Origin of the sequence: Actinosynnema sp. CS-041913 (assembly GCF_050942485.1) — a bacterium.
Taxonomy (GTDB): domain Bacteria; phylum Actinomycetota; class Actinomycetes; order Mycobacteriales; family Pseudonocardiaceae; genus Actinosynnema.
On record NZ_CP192037.1, the window covers coordinates 880116 to 897786 of the forward strand.

The window sequence follows — 17671 nt, forward strand, 5'->3', positions numbered from 1 at the left end:
TGGCTACGGCCACACACTCTATTACGCCTCCCGGGCGTCCAAGGGTGCACCGATGCCCTCATCGGTCCGCCGCACGAACGCCACGGGCGTCGGGCTGGACGAAGCGGCCGTCAACGGCTCCACCGCCGCGCGGAATCCCTCCAGGGCGTCCAACTCGCGGCGTCGGGCCGACAGGAACCGCTGCAAGTGGGTGCTGGACAGGTTCACGGCGTCGATGGCGGTGTCGGCGGCACGGTGCGCCCGGGACGCCTGCGCGCGGACCTGTTCGACGTCGTCGGCCAGCGCCCGGTCGGTGACGGCGAACATCGCGGCCGACGCGATGACCGCGAAACCGGTCGGCCCGCACAGGAACACCCGGCGGTCCAGCAGCCAGCGCAGCAGTTCCGGGTCGGTGTCCAGGGCGGCGACCACGGCGCCGTCGTTGGGCACGAACATGATCGTCCCGTAGATCGCGTCCGCCCAGCGCTGGTAGCCCTTGCCCGCCAGCTCGGCCGCGCGGGACCGGATGTTGCGCACGTGCACGCGGAGCGCGTCGACGCGTTCGGCCGGGTCGTCGGTCTCCACGGCCTCGGCCCACGTCGCCATGCTCATCTTCGCGTCGACCGGCACCTGGCGCCCGCCGCCGACGTTCAGCACCAGGTCGGGGCGGACCGCGCCGCCGCCGGCGACGTCGACCTGGAGGCGGAAGTGCACGCCTTCGCGCAGGCCGAGCGCCCGCGCCGTCTCGACCAGGACCTGCTCGCCGAGTTCGCCCCGGCCGCTGACCGACGAGAACGCCACCTCGTAGCGCTGGAGCGCCGCGCGGGTGGCGTCGCCGCGTTCCCGTTCCCGCTGCACGGCGGCCAGCGCGGCATCGGCGCGGCGCACTCCGTCCTGGTAGAGCCGCCACAGGAACACCAGCGCACCGGCCAGCAGGAGTGCCACCACCACCGCCGCCGTGCTGAGGACCGCTGTCATGACCCCGATCATCGCGCACGACGACCCGATCACACGTTCGAGCGACACGCCGGGCCGGATGGCGGGGTTCTGTCGGTGATCGCCCCTAGCGTGGCCGGCATGAGGTTGCTGCACACATCCGACTGGCACGTGGGACGCACGTTCCACGGCCGAGACCTGCTCGTGGAGCAGGAATCGGTGCTGGGCGGGCTGGCCGACCTCGTGTCCGACGAGCGGGTCGACGTGGTCGTGGTGGCGGGCGACCTGTTCGACCGCGCGGTGCCCAACGCGGAGGCGGTCGCGGTGTGCACGCGGGTGCTGGAGCGCATCCGCGGGGCCGGCGCGCGGGTGGTGATCACGCCGGGCAACCACGACTCCGCCGCGCGCCTGGGCCTGTTCGGCGGGTTCGCGGCGGCGGGAGGGCTGTTCCTGCGCACCAGGATCGCGTCGCTGCACGAGCCGGTGGTGTTCGAGGACGCGCACGGACCTGTTGCGGTGTACGGGATCCCGTTCCTGGAGCCGGAGACGGCGCGGCACGCGCTGGGCGTGGAGGGCAAGGGCCACGCCGCGGTGCTGACCGAGGCGATGCGGCGGATCTCGGCGGACCTCGCGGTGCGCGGCGGGCGTTCCGTGGTGCTGGCGCACGCCTTCGTGACCGGTGGCGAGCCGTCCGAGTCGGAGCGGACGATCGCGGTGGGCGGCGTGCAGGACGTGCCGGGCGCGGTGTTCGACGGCATCGACTACGTGGCGCTGGGGCACCTGCACGGGCAGCAGACGCTGGCCGGGCACCTGCGCTACTCGGGCAGCCCGCTGGCGTACTCGTTCTCCGAGGCGCGGCACGGCAAGTCGGTGTGGCTGGCCGAGCTGGACGCGTCCGGGCTGGCCGGTGTGGAGCGCCGGCTCCTGCCGGTGCCGAGGAAGCTGGCCACGCTGAGCGGCCTCCTGGACGACCTGCTGCTCGACCCGGACCACACCCCGGTGGAGGACCACTTCCTGTCGGTGGTGCTGACCGACCGGGTCCGTCCGCTGGACGCGTTGCGGCGCTTGCAGGTCCGGTTCCCGCACGCGGTGCACGTGGAGTGGCGGCCGGAGGGCGGCCGGACCGGTGAGCTGCGGTTCGCCGAGCGGGTCCGGGGGCGCAGCGACGAGGAGATCGCCTGCTGCTTCCTGGAGGACGTCCGCGGCGACGTGCCGGCCGAGCGCGAGCTGGCGCTGCTCCGGGAAGCGATTTCCGCCGCCGCCCGGGAGGAGGCGTCGTGAAGCTCCACCGGCTCGAAGTGAGCGCGTTCGGCCCGTATGCGGGCCGGGAGGAGGTCGATTTCGACCTGCTCGGCGCGGACGGGCTGTTCCTGCTGCACGGTGACACGGGCGCGGGCAAGACGACGCTGCTGGACGCGGTGGCGTTCGCGTTGTTCGGCCGGGTGCCGGGCGCGCGGGGCGACGTGAAGCGGCTGCGGTGCGACTACGCGGACCGTGACACGCCGACCGAGGTCGCGCTGGAGCTGACGGTGCGCGGTCGGCGGTTCCGAGTGGTGCGCAGCCCCGAGTACGACCGGCCGAAGAAGCGCGGTGACGGGTTCACGCGGCAGCAGGCCAAGGTGTCGCTGACCTGGATCAGCGGCTGGAGCGGTGAAGGCCACAGCCGCATCGACGACGTGGCGCGCGAGGTGGAGGCGCTGCTCGGGGTGACCGCCGAGCAGTTCTTCCAGGTGGTGCTGCTGCCGCAGGGCGAGTTCGCGAAGTTCCTGCGGGCGGAGACGGCGGAGCGGGAGAAGCTGCTGGAGAAGCTGTTCGGCACCGAACGGTTTCTGGACGTCGAACGGTGGTTCCGCGAGCGGCGGCTGGTGCGGCGGCGGGCGCTGGACGCGCTCGGCCAGGCCAACCGCGATCTCGTGCAGCGGGTCGCCGAGGTCGCGGGCGAGGAGCCGCCGGCCGACGGCGGGGACCGCGAGTGGCTGAGTTCCCTGCTCAAGCGGCTGGACGAGGCGGAGCGCGACGCCGACCAGGCAGCGGCGGGCGGTGCGGCGCTGCGGGCCGAGGCCGAGGCGGCGTGGCGGCGGGCGCAGGAGCTGTCGGAGCGCGTGCGGCGGGTGCGGGGCGCGCGGGACGCGTTGGCGCGGTGCGCCGAGATCGAGCCGCATCGCGTGGCGTGGGTGCGGGAGCGGGACGCGGCGCGCCGGGCGTCGGTCGTGGTGCCGGCCCGCGAGGCGGCGCGGAGGCTCCAGCGGACGCTGGACGGCGTGGTGGCGCAGGAGCGTGCGGCGGCGAGTGCGGTGGAGGCGTTCGGGTACCGGGGCGTCGAGCTGCGTGGCGACAGCGAGCGGTTCCGGGAGGAGGCCGGTGGCCTGACCACGTTGGCCGCCGAGGCGCAGCGGCAGCGGGAGGACCAGCGCCGCGCGGCCGACCTGGAGCAGCGCTCGCGGACCGCGGTGACCCGGCTGGACCAGCTCGTCACGGCGTTGGCGGAGGTGCCCGGCCGGGTGGCCGCCGCCCGGTCCGCGGTCGAGGAGTCCGCGCTGGCCGCCGCCCGGCTGGACGCGGTGGCGGCCAAGGCCTCGGCCGCTCGGGAGCTGCCCGCCGCCGAACGGGCTTCGCGGGTCGCCGAGGAGGCCCGGCGCGGCGCCGTGGACCTGCACCAGAAGGCGAAGGACGTGCTGTTGCAGGTGCGGCAGCAGCGGTTGGACGGCATGGCCGTGGAACTGGCGGCGTCGTTGCGGGCCGGCCACGCGTGCCCGGTGTGCGGTTCCGAGGCGCACCCCCGGCCGGCCCCGCCGATGCTGGACGCGGTCACCGCGGCCGACGAGGAGCGCGCCGCCGCCGCGGAACAGGGCGCGCTGGACCGCCGCGGCGTGGCCGAGAAGTCCTTCCAGGACGCGGTGAGTCGGGTGGCCTCGCTGCGTGAAGTGGTCGGCGACCAGGACCCGGCGGCCTTGATCGCCGCCCACCGCGAGGTCGAAGCCCTTGCCGCGCAGCGGGTCGAGCGGGCTGCCGCGCTGGCCGGGCTGGAGCGCAAGGTCGAGGCGGCGACCGCGAACCGCACCGCCCTCGAACGGGAGGTCGCGGAGTTGACCGCCCGGCACCGCGAACTCGGCGAGACGATCCGGGAACGCGCGGCCCGCCTGGAGGAGGCGCGCGGCGAGTTCGCGGACGTGACCGCCCGCCGGGCTCACCTGCTCGACCTGGCCGACGCGTTGACCACGCTGGCCGACCGCCGCACCGCCGTGGCGGAACACGGGGAACGGCTGGCCGAGCAGCGCGTCGAGGTGTCCCGGCTGGCCGCCGAAGCCGGGTTCGCCGACGTCGAGGAGGCGCTGGCGGCGGCCCGTGCCGAGGCGGCGATCGCGGACCTGGAGGCGAAGATCCGCAAGGTGGAGGACGCGAAGGTCACCGCCGAGGCCGTGCTGGCGGAGCTGCCGGACGTCGACCCGGACACCGAGGTCGACCTGGCCGGCGCCGAAGCCCGGCACCGGGCGGCTCGCGACCAGGCCGAGCAGGCGGCGTCCGCGCTGTCCGCCGCCCGCCGCCGGGCGCGGCGGGCGAACGAGCTGGCCGAGCAGTTGGCCGCCGCGTGGGTGCGGCTGGAGCCGGTGGAAGCGGAGTACGCGGAGCTGGACGCGTTGACCGACGTGATCAACGGCATGGGGCAGAACGCGCAGCGCATGACCCTGCGCACGTACGTCCTGGCGGCCCGGCTGGAGGAGGTGGCGGTCGCCGCGAGCGCCCGCCTGGAGCGCATGAGCCAGGGCCGCTACCGCTTCGTGCACTCGGTCGAAGCCGGTCCGCGCGGCACCAGGGGCGGGCTGGGGCTGGACGTGCTGGACGACTACTCGGGCCAGCAGCGGCCGGCGAAGACGTTGTCCGGCGGGGAGTCGTTCCTGGCGTCGTTGGCGCTCGCGCTGGGGTTGTCGGACGTCGTCGCGGCCGGCGCGGTGCTCGACACGCTGTTCATCGACGAGGGCTTCGGCACGCTCGACGCGGAAACCCTCGAACTCGTGATGACGACGCTGGACGAGTTGCGCGCGGGCGGTCGGGTGGTCGGTCTGGTGTCGCACGTGGAGGAGCTGCGGCAGCGCATCCCGACCAGGTTGCGGGTGCGCAAGGCGCGCGGCGGGTCGTCGTTGGAACTCGTGGTCTGACCGCTTGGTGGTGCCAGCACCACCAAGAACGGTGGGGTAGAGCCCCCTGTGCATAGGGCGCTGTGGGGATGTCAGGGAGGCATCCCCCGCTCATAGCGTCGTGATCAACCGGATTATTCAGGGGGATCACGTGATACGACTGAAAACCACACTCACCACGGCGGCGGTCGCGACCGCGTTGCTGGCCGGCATCGGTGTGGCCGTCGCCGAGCCCGCCGAGACGGAGATGGCGGAGCGGGGTGGTTTGTCCAGGTACTACGACCAGCGTCTGGAGTGGACCGGGTGTGATCACGAGCAGTTGGACGCGGTCGGGGCGCAGTGCGCGAACGTCACCGTGCCGTTGGACTACCGGAAGCCACGGGGACGCACGATCACCGTGGCCATCTCGCGGTTGAAGGCGGAAGACCCGGCGCGGCGCCGGGGGATCATGCTGTCCAACCCCGGCGGGCCCGGTGGAGCCGGACTGGACCTGATGCTGGTCGTCAAGGAGCGGATGAGCCCGGCGGTGCGCGCCCAGTACGACCTGATCGGGATGGATCCGCGCGGGATCGGGCGCAGTTCGCCCGTCGACTGCGACTGGTCGGTGGGCACCATGCTGCGGTCGGGCGGCGTGGACCGGGCCGGGTTCGACCGGGCGGTCGCGTTGCAAGCCGACCTGGCCAAGCGGTGCGCCGATCGGGAGAGCGACCGGCTGCCGCACATCACGACCCGCAACACCGCGCGTGACATGGACGTCATCCGCGGTGCCATGGGGGAACGGCGGGTCAGCTACTTCGGCTGGTCCTACGGCACCTATCTCGGTGCGGTGTTCACCGAGATGTTCCCGCAGCGCGCCGACCGCGTTGTGCTGGACAGCGCCATCGACCCCCGCGAGTACGGCTACGACATGTTCCGGGACATGGGCGTCCCCAACGAAGCCGCCCTGACCGCCTGGGCCGAGTGGACCGCGCAGCACCACGCCGAATACCAGCTCGGCACGACCGCGAAGCAGGTGCGGGCCGGGGTGGAGGCGTTGATCCAGCGGTCCGCGCGGACCCCGATCAGGATCGGCGACCACAGGCTCGACGACAACTCCGTGCCGACGCTGCTGTTCGGCCCGCTGGCCGACCCCCGCGGCTACCCGCTGCTCGCCGCGCAGGTGCGGGAACTCACCGACGCCGCCGCCGGCAAGCTCGTGCGCCCCAGTCCGGAGCTGGACGCGGCCCTGCGCTTCATGTTCGGGCCCGGTGCGCACGAGGACGGGGACGGGCAGGCCGCCGTGCTCTGCGGTGACGCGTCCTACTCGCACGACCCGGAGTCGTACTGGCGGCACATCCAGCGCAGCCGCGCCACCCAGCCCGTGTTCGGGGCGTTCGCCAACAACATCACCGCTTGCGCGTTCTGGGCGCGGCCCGTGGAGCGGCCGACCGTCGTCCACAACCACAGTCCCGCGCTGATCGTGCAGGCCACGGGTGACACCCGCACCGCCTACTCGCAGGGCGTCGGCCTGCACAAGGTCATGAAGGGTTCGCGCCTGGTCACGCTGAAGGACGTCGCGGTGCACGCGGTGTTCGGCAACTACCCCAACACCTGTGCCGAGAACGCCGTCAACACGTACTTCGCCGACGGCACGCTTCCCGCCACCGACATCACCTGTCACGACGAGACCCGCTGATCGACCGGACACTCTAGGGTGCGGTATGGCTTTCCGTTCCGCGTTCCCGATGCTCGTCTGCGACGACCTGGCGCGTTCGCTCGGCTTCTACCGCGATGCGCTCGGTTTCGTTGTCACGTACCGGTTCCCCGCCGAAGGGGAACCGGTGTACGTGGCCCTGGAACTGCCCGACGGGTCGAAGATCGGGCTCGGCCAGGTCGCGCCGGACGGCCGGGGCGTGCACGGACGCCCGCAGCGCCCGTCCTCCGGGCACGCGTTCGAGCTGTGCGTGTACCACGACGACGTGGACGCGGCGGTGGCCGAGCTGGCACGGCTCGGCCACCCCGTGCTGCTCGCGCCGAACGACACGCCGTGGGGCGAGCGGATGGCGTTCGTGGCGGACCCGGACGGCAACCCGGTGATGGTCACGGCTCAGCTTGGCTGAGCGGGGGCTGCGCCAGCAGGTTGCCCCGGTAGGCGGAGGCCTGGAGTTCGAACAGCTCGTAGTAGTGGCCGCGCAGCGCCATCAGCTCGTCGTGGGTGCCCTGCTCGACGATCCTGCCCCGGTCCAGCAGCACGATCCGGTCGGCGTTGCGGATGTTCGCCAGCCGGTGCGTCACCAGGATCGTGGTGCGCCGCGCGGTCGCCTCGCGCAGCCCCTCGAACACGCGGGCCTCGGCCTTCGCGTCCAGCGCCGCCGTCGGCTCGTCGGCGACGAGCACCGCCGCGTCCCGGTACATGCCGCGCGCGATGCCCATCCGCTGCCACTGGCCGCCGGACAGGTCCTGGCCGTCGTTGAACTTCCGCGACAGCACGGTGTCCGACCCGGCGGGCAGCGTGGCGAGGACTTCGTCCGCGCCGGACTTGACGACGGCGTCCTGCCAGGCGTCCTCGTCGTCGCGCTCCAGTCGGCCGACCGTGACGTTGCGCCGCGCGGTCATCGGCCACTGCGCGGGGTCCTGCGCGATGACGGCGATGGACGAGTGCACGGAGGTCTGGTCGGCCTCCGCGAGGTCCACGCCGTCCCACCGCACGGTGCCGGACGTGGTCGGGAACAGCCCGGTGAGCACCTTGCCCAGGGTCGTCTTGCCGGAGCCGTTCTCGCCGACCAGGGCGATCACCTCGCCACGCCGCACGGTGAGGCTCACGTCGTCCAGCGCCGGCGTGTTCTTGCCGGGGTAGTTGAACGTCACGTTGGTCAGCGTGATCAGCTCGGGGTCGGCGGGCGCCAGGACCGACGACGACCCCTGCGCGCGTTCGGCGCCTTCGGCCAGCAGCTTGCGGTAGAAGTCGATGTAGAACGAGTCCTCGTACAACGCGTTGACCGAACGGGTGGTGGTCGTCAGCGACGAGAACCCGGTCCGCATGGCGAGCACGGCCGTGCCCGCCAACGCCAGCTCCATGCCCCCGCCGTGCAGCAGCAGGCCCAGCACGACGTAGGCGATCCCGGTGCCCAGCCCGGCCAGCGTGCGACCGGAGAGCCGAACCAGGTTCGTGCGGTGCGCCATGCGGATCTCGTCGCCCATCAACGAGTCGGCGATCCGCCGGTGTTCGGCGAGCAGCCGCTCCTGCAAGGTCAGCGCGTGCCGCTCCAACGCGAAGTCCCGTTCGGTGGCGACCTCTTCGACCACGCCCTTGCGGATGTTCCGGGTCACCGAGTCCAGGAAGTGCTGGTAGCGCAGCTTCGACACCCGGGCCGAAGCCCAGGCGTTGGCCATCGCGGCCAGCAGCAGCGCGGGCGCGAGCCAGACGTTGAGCAGCCCGACCGTCACGATCGCGGCGACCATCGTGATGGACGACGACATCAGGTCGGCGAGGTACCGCAGACTGCTCTCCAGGCTGCGAATCCCGTTCCGCCCGCCCTGCCGGGCCAGCTCGCGGAAGTCGGCGTCCTCGAACGCCAGCAGCTCGGCCCGCACCAACACCGCGGTGACCTCGTCGTTGGCCGCACGGGCAACCCTGGGCCGCAACGAGCTCTCCACCGCCGCGACCGCCGTGTCGAGCAGCGCACGAGCCGCGTACGAGGCCACGACCACCGCCAACGCGGGCAACGACGAAGCCACCCGCTCCGGCGTCGGCCCTTCCCGCAGCAGAGCGGAGAACACGTCCGCCGTGGCCAGCAGCCCGAACGCCGTCACATACCCCGACAACACGTGCACGACCCCGGCCAGCACCGTCAACCGGGGCGACGTCCGCCAAGCCAGCCGCAAGACCATCCGGATCGCCGCGGGCAGGCTGCGCAACGCCTTGCCCAAACTCACCGAGGCCGCCCGCCGCCCGGCCTTGGCCCACTTGGGCGTGGAGATGTTCTCCACCCCGATTAACACGGAACTCATCCACCCAGGTAACCCGGCAATCGACGCAACGCCAACTCCATAACCCGTTGCCGCAGGTAACCTTCGACGCGTCGCGGGAAATGTCGTACCCCTGTGGCAGAGTAAAAGCAGGGGTTCCCTTGGCGGGGACCTCCTGTCAGGGATCGTGCGTTCAGGCTTGGTCCTCGTGGTTGAGCAGCCAGCGCTTCGTGTCCACGCCCCAGCGGAAGTTGCCGATCGCGCCGCCGGTGCGGATGACGCGGTGGCAGGGGACGAACAAGGTGGTCGCGTTGCGGGCGCAGGCGGTGGCGGCGGCGCGGACCGCCGCCGGGCGGCCGGCCAGCAGGGCGTAGTCGGCGTAGCTGACCGGCTTGCCCGCCGGGACGGTGCGCAGTGCCTCCCACGCCTGTTCCATGAACCCGCCGGAGCGCTGCCTCACCGGCACGTCGACGATCGCGTCCAACTCGCCCGCGTGGTACGAGCGCACCGCCTTCGTCACGGCGCCGAGGTCGCGGCGCGGGCTCAACGTCGTCGGCCGCAGGGACGGGGACACCTGGGGCAGCAGGTCGTCCAGGGACGCGGTCCAGCCGCTGGCCACGACGGCCCCGTCCGACGCCACGACGGCCGTGAACGGGCCGATCGGGGTGTCCACAGTGGACGTGTATCCGATGCTCACGCGGTCCTCCTGAGGTGCATCGCGGCGTACGAGCGCCAAGGGCGCCAGGCCGCGTTGTCAGTGGTCAAAGGGACGTCGGGCGCGCCGAGCACGCGCATCACGACGTAGCGGGCGACGTCCGGGCCGATGCCGGGGAACGCGGACAGCTCGGCGTTCAGCTCGTCGGCGTCCCGACCGACGTCCACGACGAGCCTGCCGTCCGCCAGCGCCGCCGCCACCGGCGAGTCGATCGCCGACGGCTCCGGGTAGAGGTGGGTCACGGGGCCGTCCGGGATGTCCAGCGGCTCGCCGGGCGACACGTGCCCGAGTGCCCGCAGCAGGGTCTCGGCCCCGTCGACGCTGCCGGGCAGCCGCACGCCCGGTCGGGACCGCACCAGGGGGCGCAGCAGCGGGTCGCCGCCGAGGAACTCGTCCACCGCCTGCGGGTCGGCGTCCAGGTCCAGCAGCCGTCGCACGCGGCTCACGGCGCTGCCCAGGTCACGCAGGTCGGCCAGCCGCAGCGAGCACGTCACGTGGCCGTCGGCGGGTTCGAGGATCACCGTCGCCTGGCCGTGCGGGAGGCGCAGCGAACGGGCGTAAGTGGTGTCCGTCACGTGTTCGACGCCCGGGATCGCGGACGCCCGGAAGTACGCCAGCAGCCCGGCGGCGTCGAACGGCGGGCGGTAGGGCAGGCGCAGGGTGATGCGGCCGGCCGTGCCGACGACCTTGCGCGCCGAGCGCATGTCCGACGGTGTGGACGCGAACACGGTCCGGATCGTGTCGTTGAACTGCCGCACGCTGGCGAAGCCGGCCGCGAACGCGATGTCGCTGAACGACAGGTCCGTCGTCTCGATCAGCAGACGGGCCGAGTGCGCCCGGTGCGCACGGGCCAGCGCCAGCGGTCCCGCGCCCAGTTCGGCGGTCAACACCCTGGTCAGGTGCCGTTCCGAGTAGCCGAGGCGGGCGGCCAGGCCGGGCACGCCGTCGCGTTCCACGACGCCGTCGGAGATCAGCCGCATCGCCCGTGCGGCGAGGTCGGCACGCAGGTTCCACTCCGGCGAGCCCGGCACGGCGTCCGGCAGGCACCGCCGGCACGCCCGGTAGCCGGCCGACTGCGCGGCGGCGGCCGTCGGGTAGAACTCGGCGTTGCGCTGCTTCGGTGTGACCGCGGGGCACGACGGGCGGCAGTAGATGCGGGTGGTCCGCACCGCGAGGATGAAGCACCCGTCGAAGCGGGCGTCGCGGGCGGCCACCGCCCGGTAGGCACGTTCGGCGTCGACCAACATGGCTGTCACTCTGCCACCGCCGGCACCAGCGGTCTCGCGGGAATCGGACACGGCGTCCCACCGCGTAGACTCACCTCCCGTGAGTTTGACCCTCGGTATCGTCGGCCTGCCCAACGTCGGCAAGTCCACCCTGTTCAACGCCCTCACGCGCAACGACGTGCTCGCGGCGAACTACCCGTTCGCGACCATCGAGCCCAACGTCGGCGTGGTGCCGTTGCCGGACGCCCGCCTCGGCAAGCTGGCGGCGATCTTCGGCTCCGAGCGCGAGGTGCCCGCCGTGGTGTCGTTCGTCGACATCGCGGGCATCGTGAAGGGCGCGTCCGAAGGCGCGGGCCTGGGCAACAAGTTCCTCGCCAACATCCGCGAGGCCAACGCGATCTGCCAGGTCATCCGGGTCTTCGACGACTCGGACGTGGTGCACGTGGACGGCCGCGTCGATCCGGCGAGCGACATCGAGACGATCAACACCGAATTGATCCTCGCGGACCTCCAGACCTTGGAGAAGGCCGTGCCCCGGCTGGAGAAGGAGGCGCGGACCCAGAAGGACCGCCGCCCGGCGCTGGAGGCCGCGGTCCAGGCCCGCTCGATCCTCGACTCCGGCCGCACCATGTTCGCCGCGCGGTCCGAAGTGGACGGCGAGCTGCTGCGCGAGCTGAGCCTGCTCACCACCAAGCCGTTCCTCTACGTCTTCAACGCGGACGAGGCCATCCTCACCGACGAGGCGAAGCTCAAGGAACTGCGCGAACTCGTGGCCCCGGCCGACGCGGTGTTCCTGGACGCGAAGGTGGAGGCGGAACTGCTCGAACTGGACGAGGAGTCGGCCCGCGAACTGCTGGAGTCCATCGGCCAGCACGAACCCGGCCTGCACGCCCTCGCCCGCGCCGGCTTCCACACCCTGGGGCTCCAGACCTACCTGACGGCGGGCCCGAAGGAGTCCCGCGCGTGGACGATCCCGAAGGGCGCGACCGCGCCGCAGGCGGCGGGCGTGATCCACACCGACTTCGAGCGCGGCTTCATCAAGGCCGAGGTGGTCTCCTTCGCCGACCTCGTGGAGGCGGGCTCGATGGCGGCGGCGAAGGCAGCCGGCAAGGTACGCATGGAGGGCAAGGACTACGTGATGGCCGACGGCGACGTGGTCGAGTTCCGCTTCAACGTGTGACGCGCGCGACGTGTGGCACGGCGACGCGGCCCGGACATCGCCGCCGGACGTGCGAAGGGGCCTCCCGCGCTCGGCAGGAGGCCCCGGTAACGACGTCAGTTGGTCACGACGTCAACGCACCTGGTTGCGACTGTGCCGGGCGAGGGCGAAGACGCCCCCGGCGGTGGCCAGCATTCCGAGTGCGGCGACGGTGAACACGACGATGTCGGCGGTCATGCGAATCCCCTTGCGTTGATCTCCCACTCGTCTTGACGTCCGGGTACCCGGTTTCGTGGCCCGACAGTCGTGCAATTCACACGATCGTGGAGGTACTGGCAGTGAACCTGCGGGCGGTCGAGGCTCGGGTCCTGGCGTTCGCGCCGTGGTTGTTCGGGCTGTCGCTGGTCGGCCACCTCGCGATGGTCGCGTTCCAGACGAAGATGACCATGGTCGACCTGATGGTCTACCGGAACGCCTCACCCGAGCTGTTCACCGGCGAGCTGTACCAGTGGCGGCTCAAGGAGTTCTCCGACCAGTTCGCCCTTCCGTTCACCTACCCGCCGTTCTCGGCGTTGGTGTTCGTGCCGTTGTCCTGGGTGTCCTGGGACGTGGCGCGGTGGTTCTGGCAGGTGCTCAGCCTGGCCTGCCTCTGGTTCGTGGTGCGCAAGTCGCTCCAGCTCGTGGGCAGCGGCGACCCCCGTCGGGCGCTGCTGTGGACCGCGCTGTTCGTGTGGGTCGAGCCGGTGCGGACCACGCTCAACTACGGGCAGATCAACCTGGTGCTCGCCGCGCTGCTGCTCGGCGCGATGGTCGGCGCGAAGCCGTGGCTGGCCGGGTCGGGTGTCGGGCTCGCGGCCGGGGTGAAGCTCACGCCGGCGATCTCGGGGCTGTACTTCCTGGTCACGCGGAACTTCAAGGCCGCCGCCTGGTCGTTCGCCGCGTTCGCGGGCACGGTCGGGCTCGGCTACCTGGTCTCCGCGAGCCAGTCGAACCAGTTCTGGTTCCACCTGCTCGGCGACGCCACGCGGGTCGGACCCGTCGGGTCGGCGATCAACCAGTCGCTGCGCGGCGCGCTGTCCCGGACGGTCGGCTACGACGTGCAGACCGGCCCGATCTACCTGCTGGGCGTCGCGGTGGCGGTGGCGTTGACCGCGTGGGCGCTGCACTCCGCCGTGCGGGCGAAGGACACCCTGGCGATGCTCGTCACAGTGCAGTTCCTCGGCCTGCTGGTGTCGCCGATCTCGTGGAGCCACCACTGGGTGTGGGCGGTGCCCGCGCTGATGTGGCTGGTCTACGGCGTGCGCCACCGGCTCGCGGCGGTCACCGCGTGGGCGTGGCTGCTGGCGATCGGCAGCTACCTGATCTCGTACCTGCTCATCGTCCAGCCGTCGATCTGGGTCATCCCGCGCCCCTGGCACCAGTCGCTGCTCGGCTGGGTGTACCCGGCGGTGGGATTGCTCACGCTCGTCACGGTCGCCGTGGTGCTGCGGCAGCGGTCACGCGAGCGCGTCGATCACGCCGTCGATCTCCTCCGCCAGTGACACGTCCAGCGCGGTGATCCCGCCGGTGGAGTGCGTGCTGCACCGGAACGTCAGCGTCTTCCAGCGGATGTCGATGTCCGGGTGGTGGTTGTCGTTCTCGGCGATCTCCGCGACCCGGTTCACCACCTGGATCGCGTGCGCGAAGCTCGCCAGTTCCACGGTGCGCACCAGCGCCGCGTCCTCGCCGCGCCAGTCGGGCAACGTGGACAGCGCGTTGGTCACCTGGTCGTCGGTCAGCAGCTCGGCCATGCCCGATGGTCCCACCCCATGGCGTAGGGTGCGCGTTTGCCACGGGAGTCCGGTGCTGCGCCGGGCTGAGAGGAGGGCGCGCCAGCCCTCGACCGTCCACACCTGATCCGGGTCATGCCGGTGTAGGGAGAGATGATGCTTCGACGAGTGCTGACCGCCGTCTTCGCCGGGTCGCTGCTGGCCGCGTGCTCGGTGGCCACCAACCAGAGCCCGCCGCCGGGGGACCGGGTCGTCACGCTGGTGACGCACGACTCGTTCGCCGTGCGGCCCGAGGTGCTGGACGCGTTCAAGGCCGAGACCGGGATCACCATCAAGACGCTGGCCAGCGGTGACGCGGGCGAGCTGACCAACAAGCTGGTGCTCACCAAGGGCAGCCCGATCGGCGACGTCGCGTACGGCGTCGACTCGACGTTCGCGTCGCGGGCGTTGAAGGAAGGCGTGTTCGCCGAGTACGCGCCCGCCGAGGCGGGCAAGGGCGCGCAGCGCTACCGGCTCGACCCGGCCGACCGGCTGCACGCGGTCGACGTCGGCGACGTGTGCGTGAACGTCGACGTTGCCGCGCTGAAGGACAAGGGCGAGCCGAAGTCGTACGCCGACCTGGCCGACCCGAAGTTCAAGGACCTGCTGGTGGTGGAGGACCCGGCCACGTCGTCGCCCGGCCTCGCGTTCCTGCTCGGGACGGTCGCCGAGTTCGGCGAGTCCGGGTGGCAGGACTACTGGGCGAGGCTGAAGGCCAACGGCGTCAAGGTGGTCAGCGGCTGGGAAGAGGCCTACACGCAGGACTTCTCCGGCTCCAGCGGCAAGGGCCCGCGGCCCATCGTGGTGTCCTACGCGTCCTCGCCGTCCGCCGAGATCGGCGATGACGGCAACCCGCGCACCAAGGCTTTGCTGGACACCTGCTACCGGCAGGTGGAGTACGCGGGCGTGCTGAACGGCGCGAAGAACGCCGACGACGCGCGCAAGGTCGTGGACTTCCTGCTGTCCGAGAAGTTCCAGGCCGAGGTGCCCGGTCAGATGTACGTGTACCCGTCCCGCGAGGGCGTGGCGTTGCCGGAGGCGTGGACCAAGGCCGCGCCGCTGCCGGAGAAGGCGCGCACGCTGCCCGCGAGCCAGGTCGACGCCAACCGCGAGCAGTGGGTTGCGCAGTGGCGCTCGTTGGTCCAAGGCTGACCTGGTCGATCGCCGCGCTGCTGCCCCTGGCGTTCCTAGGCGTGTTCTTCGCCTGGCCGGTGGCCGCGATCGTCGGCCTCGGATTCGGTGAGGGCGGGGTGTGGCCCGCGCTGGTCGACCCGCGCACCTGGAGCCTGGTCGGGTTCACCCTCGGCCAGGCGGGTGGTGCGACGGCTCTCGCCCTGGTCACGGGCCTGCCGGTGGCGTTCCTGCTGGCCCGGTGCCGGGTGTGGGGCGCGGGGCTGGTGCGGGCGGCGGTGATGGTGCCGTTCGTGCTGCCGACCGTGGTGGTGGGGCTGGCGTTCCGGGCGTTGTGGCCGGACGGCGGCGTGCTGCCGATCGTGCTGGCCAACGCGTTCTTCAACGTCGCCGTCGTGGCGCGGACCGTGGGCGGGCTGTGGGCGAAGGTCGACCGGCGGGCCGAGGACGCGGCGCGTGCGCTGGGCGCGTCCCGGCTGCGGGCGTTCACGTCCGTCGTGCTGCCCGCGCTGGCTCCCGCCATCGGGTCGGCGGCGTCGGTGGTGTTCCTGTTCTGCGCCACCAGTTTCGGCGTGGTGCTGGTGCTCGGCGGCGCGCGGCACCGGACGTTGGAGACCGAGATCTACCTGCGGACGGTGGAGCTGTTCGACCTGTCCGGCGCGGCGGCGCTGTCGTTGTTGCAGTTCACGGCGGTGCTGGCGGTGCTGCTGGTGGGCGGTGCGGCGCGACGGCGGCGTGAGCGGGCGCTGCCGTTGCGGGTGGAGGCACTGCGGCGGCCGGTCGGCGGTGAGTGGGGTGTCGTGGCGGCGGCGTGGCTGGTGGTCGGGGCGCTGCTGCTGCCGGTGGTGGGGCTGGTGGTGCGGTCGCTGTCCACTGAGGACGGTTGGAGCCTGGCGGGCTATCGGGCGCTGGCGGGCACCGGGGAGCGGGGCACGCTCGCCGTCACCGGGTGGGAGGCGGTCGCCCAGTCCCTGCGCACGGCCACGGACGCGACGCTGGTCGCGTTGGCGGTGGGCGTGGTGTCGGCGGTGGTGCTGGTCGGGTTGCGGCGGCACGGGTCGTGGTTCGCCGAGACCCTGGACACCGCGTTGATGCTGCCGCTGGGCGTTTCGGCGGTGACGGTCGGGTTCGGGTACCTGATCACCATGGACGCGCTGCCCGGCGATTTCCGCACCTCGCCGCTGCTCGTGCCGCTGGCGCAGGCGCTGGTGGTGACGCCGCTGATCGTGCGGATCGTGCTGCCGGTGCTGCGGGCGGTCGACGAACGGCTGCGGCAGGCCGCCGCGACGCTCGGCGCGAGCCCGTGGCGGGTGTGGCGGGAAGTCGACCTGCCGTTGGCGTCGCGGTCGCTGGTTGCGGCGGCGGGGTTCGGGTTCGTGGTGGCGTTGGGCGAGTTCGGCGCGACCAGCTTCCTGGCCCGACCGGACGCGCCGACGCTGCCCGTCGTGATCGCGCGGCTGATGTCGCGGCCGGGGGAGTTGAACAGCCAGATGGCGTACGCGGCGTGCGCGCTGCTGATGGCGGTGACCACGGCGGCCGTGCTGCTGATCGAGCGGCTGCGGGTGCCGGCAGGCGGGGAGTTCTAGATGTCGTTGGGGATCGGCGGGGTCAGCGTCCGGTACGGGGCCGTCGACGCGGTGTCCGAAGTGGACTTGACGGTCGGCGACGGCGAGGTGGTGGCACTGCTGGGTCCGTCCGGCTGTGGCAAGTCGACGCTGCTGCGCGCGGTCGCCGGGCTGGAGGCGCCGTCGGCGGGTGTCGTGTCCTGGGACGGGGTCGACCTGGCCGGGACGCCGGTGCACCGGCGGGGATTCGGGCTGGTCTTCCAGGACGGGCAGCTATTCCCGCACCGGGACGTGGCCGGGAACGTCGCGTTCGGGCTGCGGATGCACCGGGTGGAGCGGGAGGCGCGCCGCAAGCGGGTCGAGGAGCTGTTGGAGCTGGTCGGACTCGGCGGGTACCAGCGGCGGAAGGTGACCGAGCTGTCGGGTGGCGAGCAGCAGCGGGTGGCGCTGGCCCGTGCGCTCGCGCCCCGGCCCCGGCTGTTGCTGCTCGATGAGCCGTTGTCGGCGTTGGACCGGGCACTGCGGGAGTCGTTGGCGGTCGACCTGGCCCGGCTGCTGCGGGAGGCCGGGGCGACCGCGTTGGTGGTGACGCACGACCACGACGAGGCGTTCACGCTCGCGGACCGGGTGGCGGTGATGCGGGCCGGCCGCATCCGGCAGGTCGGACCGCCGTCGCAGGTGTGGCGGTCGCCGGTCGACGTGGCGGTCGCCCGGTTCCTGGGGTGCGGGAAGGTGCTGGCCGCCGACGCGGCGGAACGCCTGGTCGGCGTGCCCGCGCGGGTCGGGCTGAGGGCGACGGCGCTGCGGGTGGACCGCGACGGCCCGCTGGAAGCCGAGGTCCTGGAACGCGTCCACCGCCGCGACCACGTCCGCCTGCTGGTCCGACTCGTCGGGGTCGACGGGCTCGACGCCGGCGCGGACGAGTTCGAGGCGGTGGCCCCGGTCGCCGAACCCCCCGGTCCCGGCGACCGGGTCCGGCTGGCCGTCGACCCCGACGGCGTCGCCGTCATCGGGTAGCGGCCCGACCCAGCCCTTGCGGTCGTTCTATCCCTTCCGGTCGGTCCAGCC

The 17671-nt window shown here is 72.4% G+C and carries 14 protein-coding genes; 9 read left to right on the plus strand and 5 right to left on the minus strand.

What is annotated here, in order from left to right; all coding sequences use genetic code 11:
* Window positions 1–21: 21 nt before the first annotated feature.
* Entirely contained in the window at window positions 22–957 is a 936-nt protein-coding gene (locus tag ACQPZF_RS04375; RefSeq protein ID WP_433268483.1) for a DNA recombination protein RmuC, read from the minus strand.
* A gap of 99 nt (window positions 958–1056) precedes the next feature.
* On the opposite strand from ACQPZF_RS04375, the gene ACQPZF_RS04380 reads away from it, so the two are divergent.
* From ACQPZF_RS04380 to ACQPZF_RS04395, 4 genes are all read left to right on the plus strand, one after another.
* Window positions 1057–2196: a metallophosphoesterase family protein gene (locus ACQPZF_RS04380; protein ID WP_433268485.1), complete on the plus strand. Its 1140-nt coding sequence runs from the start codon at window positions 1057–1059 to the stop codon at window positions 2194–2196.
* Window positions 2193–5072 (plus strand): AAA family ATPase, encoded by a 2880-nt coding sequence (locus ACQPZF_RS04385; RefSeq protein WP_433268487.1) that lies wholly within the window; start codon window positions 2193–2195, stop codon window positions 5070–5072. The genes ACQPZF_RS04380 and ACQPZF_RS04385 overlap by 4 nt, the downstream gene beginning before the upstream one ends.
* Before the next feature lie 130 nt (window positions 5073–5202).
* Window positions 5203–6726: an alpha/beta fold hydrolase gene (locus ACQPZF_RS04390; RefSeq protein ID WP_433268489.1), complete on the plus strand. Its 1524-nt coding sequence runs from the start codon at window positions 5203–5205 to the stop codon at window positions 6724–6726.
* Window positions 6727–6751: 25 nt separating this feature from the next.
* A complete protein-coding gene (locus ACQPZF_RS04395; RefSeq protein WP_433268491.1) occupies window positions 6752–7150 on the plus strand; it encodes a VOC family protein in 399 nt (132 codons plus the stop codon).
* Here ACQPZF_RS04395 and ACQPZF_RS04400 read toward each other — a convergent pair.
* The 3 genes from ACQPZF_RS04400 to ACQPZF_RS04410 all read right to left on the minus strand — a co-directional run bounded on the left by ACQPZF_RS04400 (window position 7131) and on the right by ACQPZF_RS04410 (window position 10961).
* The gene (locus ACQPZF_RS04400) at window positions 7131–9041 is read right to left on the minus strand and encodes an ABC transporter ATP-binding protein (RefSeq protein ID WP_433268493.1); all 1911 of its coding nucleotides are present in this window, start codon (window positions 9039–9041) and stop codon (window positions 7131–7133) included. The two genes, ACQPZF_RS04395 and ACQPZF_RS04400, sit on opposite strands and share 20 nt — an antisense overlap.
* A gap of 151 nt (window positions 9042–9192) precedes the next feature.
* Window positions 9193–9696: a methylated-DNA--[protein]-cysteine S-methyltransferase gene (locus tag ACQPZF_RS04405; protein WP_433268495.1), complete on the minus strand. Its 504-nt coding sequence runs from the start codon at window positions 9694–9696 to the stop codon at window positions 9193–9195.
* Window positions 9693–10961 carry a bifunctional transcriptional activator/DNA repair enzyme AdaA gene (locus ACQPZF_RS04410; RefSeq protein WP_433274434.1) on the minus strand — a complete coding sequence of 423 codons (1269 nt, stop codon included), beginning with the start codon at window positions 10959–10961 and terminating at the stop codon, window positions 9693–9695. Before ACQPZF_RS04410 ends, ACQPZF_RS04405 begins: the two co-directional genes overlap by 4 nt.
* 79 nt (window positions 10962–11040) lie before the next feature.
* On the opposite strand from ACQPZF_RS04410, the gene ychF reads away from it, so the two are divergent.
* Complete coding sequence (gene ychF, locus ACQPZF_RS04415) at window positions 11041–12120, plus strand: redox-regulated ATPase YchF (protein WP_433268499.1); 1080 nt, start codon at window positions 11041–11043, stop codon at window positions 12118–12120.
* 302 nt (window positions 12121–12422) lie between these two features.
* Complete coding sequence (locus ACQPZF_RS04420) at window positions 12423–13640, plus strand: mannosyltransferase (RefSeq protein ID WP_433268501.1); 1218 nt, start codon at window positions 12423–12425, stop codon at window positions 13638–13640.
* Here ACQPZF_RS04420 and ACQPZF_RS04425 read toward each other — a convergent pair.
* Complete coding sequence (locus ACQPZF_RS04425) at window positions 13596–13889, minus strand: 4a-hydroxytetrahydrobiopterin dehydratase (RefSeq protein ID WP_433268503.1); 294 nt, start codon at window positions 13887–13889, stop codon at window positions 13596–13598. The genes ACQPZF_RS04420 and ACQPZF_RS04425 overlap by 45 nt on opposite strands.
* Before the next feature lie 135 nt (window positions 13890–14024).
* On the opposite strand from ACQPZF_RS04425, the gene ACQPZF_RS04430 reads away from it, so the two are divergent.
* From ACQPZF_RS04430 to ACQPZF_RS04440, 3 genes are read left to right on the plus strand one after another with little or no spacing between them, the layout of a single operon-like run.
* Window positions 14025–15059 (plus strand): thiamine ABC transporter substrate-binding protein, encoded by a 1035-nt coding sequence (locus tag ACQPZF_RS04430; RefSeq protein ID WP_433268505.1) that lies wholly within the window; start codon window positions 14025–14027, stop codon window positions 15057–15059.
* Window positions 15035–16624 (plus strand): ABC transporter permease, encoded by a 1590-nt coding sequence (locus tag ACQPZF_RS04435; RefSeq protein WP_433268507.1) that lies wholly within the window; start codon window positions 15035–15037, stop codon window positions 16622–16624. Before ACQPZF_RS04430 ends, ACQPZF_RS04435 begins: the two co-directional genes overlap by 25 nt.
* Entirely contained in the window at window positions 16625–17620 is a 996-nt protein-coding gene (locus ACQPZF_RS04440) for an ABC transporter ATP-binding protein (protein WP_433268509.1), read from the plus strand.
* Window positions 17621–17671: the final 51 nt, after the last annotated feature.

Bases quoted from the DNA above. Each gene is read 5' to 3' on its own strand.
- ACQPZF_RS04375 (WP_433268483.1), bottom strand. From the start codon at position 957: ATGACAGCGGTCCTCAGCACGGCGGCGGTGGTGGTGGCACTCCTGCTG.
- ACQPZF_RS04380 (WP_433268485.1), top strand. From the start codon at position 1,057: ATGAGGTTGCTGCACACATCCGACTGGCACGTGGGACGCACGTTCCAC.
- ACQPZF_RS04395 (WP_433268491.1), top strand. From the start codon at position 6,752: ATGGCTTTCCGTTCCGCGTTCCCGATGCTCGTCTGCGACGACCTGGCG.
- ACQPZF_RS04400 (WP_433268493.1), bottom strand. From the start codon at position 9,041: ATGAGTTCCGTGTTAATCGGGGTGGAGAACATCTCCACGCCCAAGTGG.
- ACQPZF_RS04410 (WP_433274434.1), bottom strand. From the start codon at position 10,961: ATGTTGGTCGACGCCGAACGTGCCTACCGGGCGGTGGCCGCCCGCGAC.
- ACQPZF_RS04425 (WP_433268503.1), bottom strand. From the start codon at position 13,889: ATGGCCGAGCTGCTGACCGACGACCAGGTGACCAACGCGCTGTCCACG.
- ACQPZF_RS04430 (WP_433268505.1), top strand. From the start codon at position 14,025: ATGCTTCGACGAGTGCTGACCGCCGTCTTCGCCGGGTCGCTGCTGGCC.
- ACQPZF_RS04440 (WP_433268509.1), top strand. From the start codon at position 16,625: ATGTCGTTGGGGATCGGCGGGGTCAGCGTCCGGTACGGGGCCGTCGAC.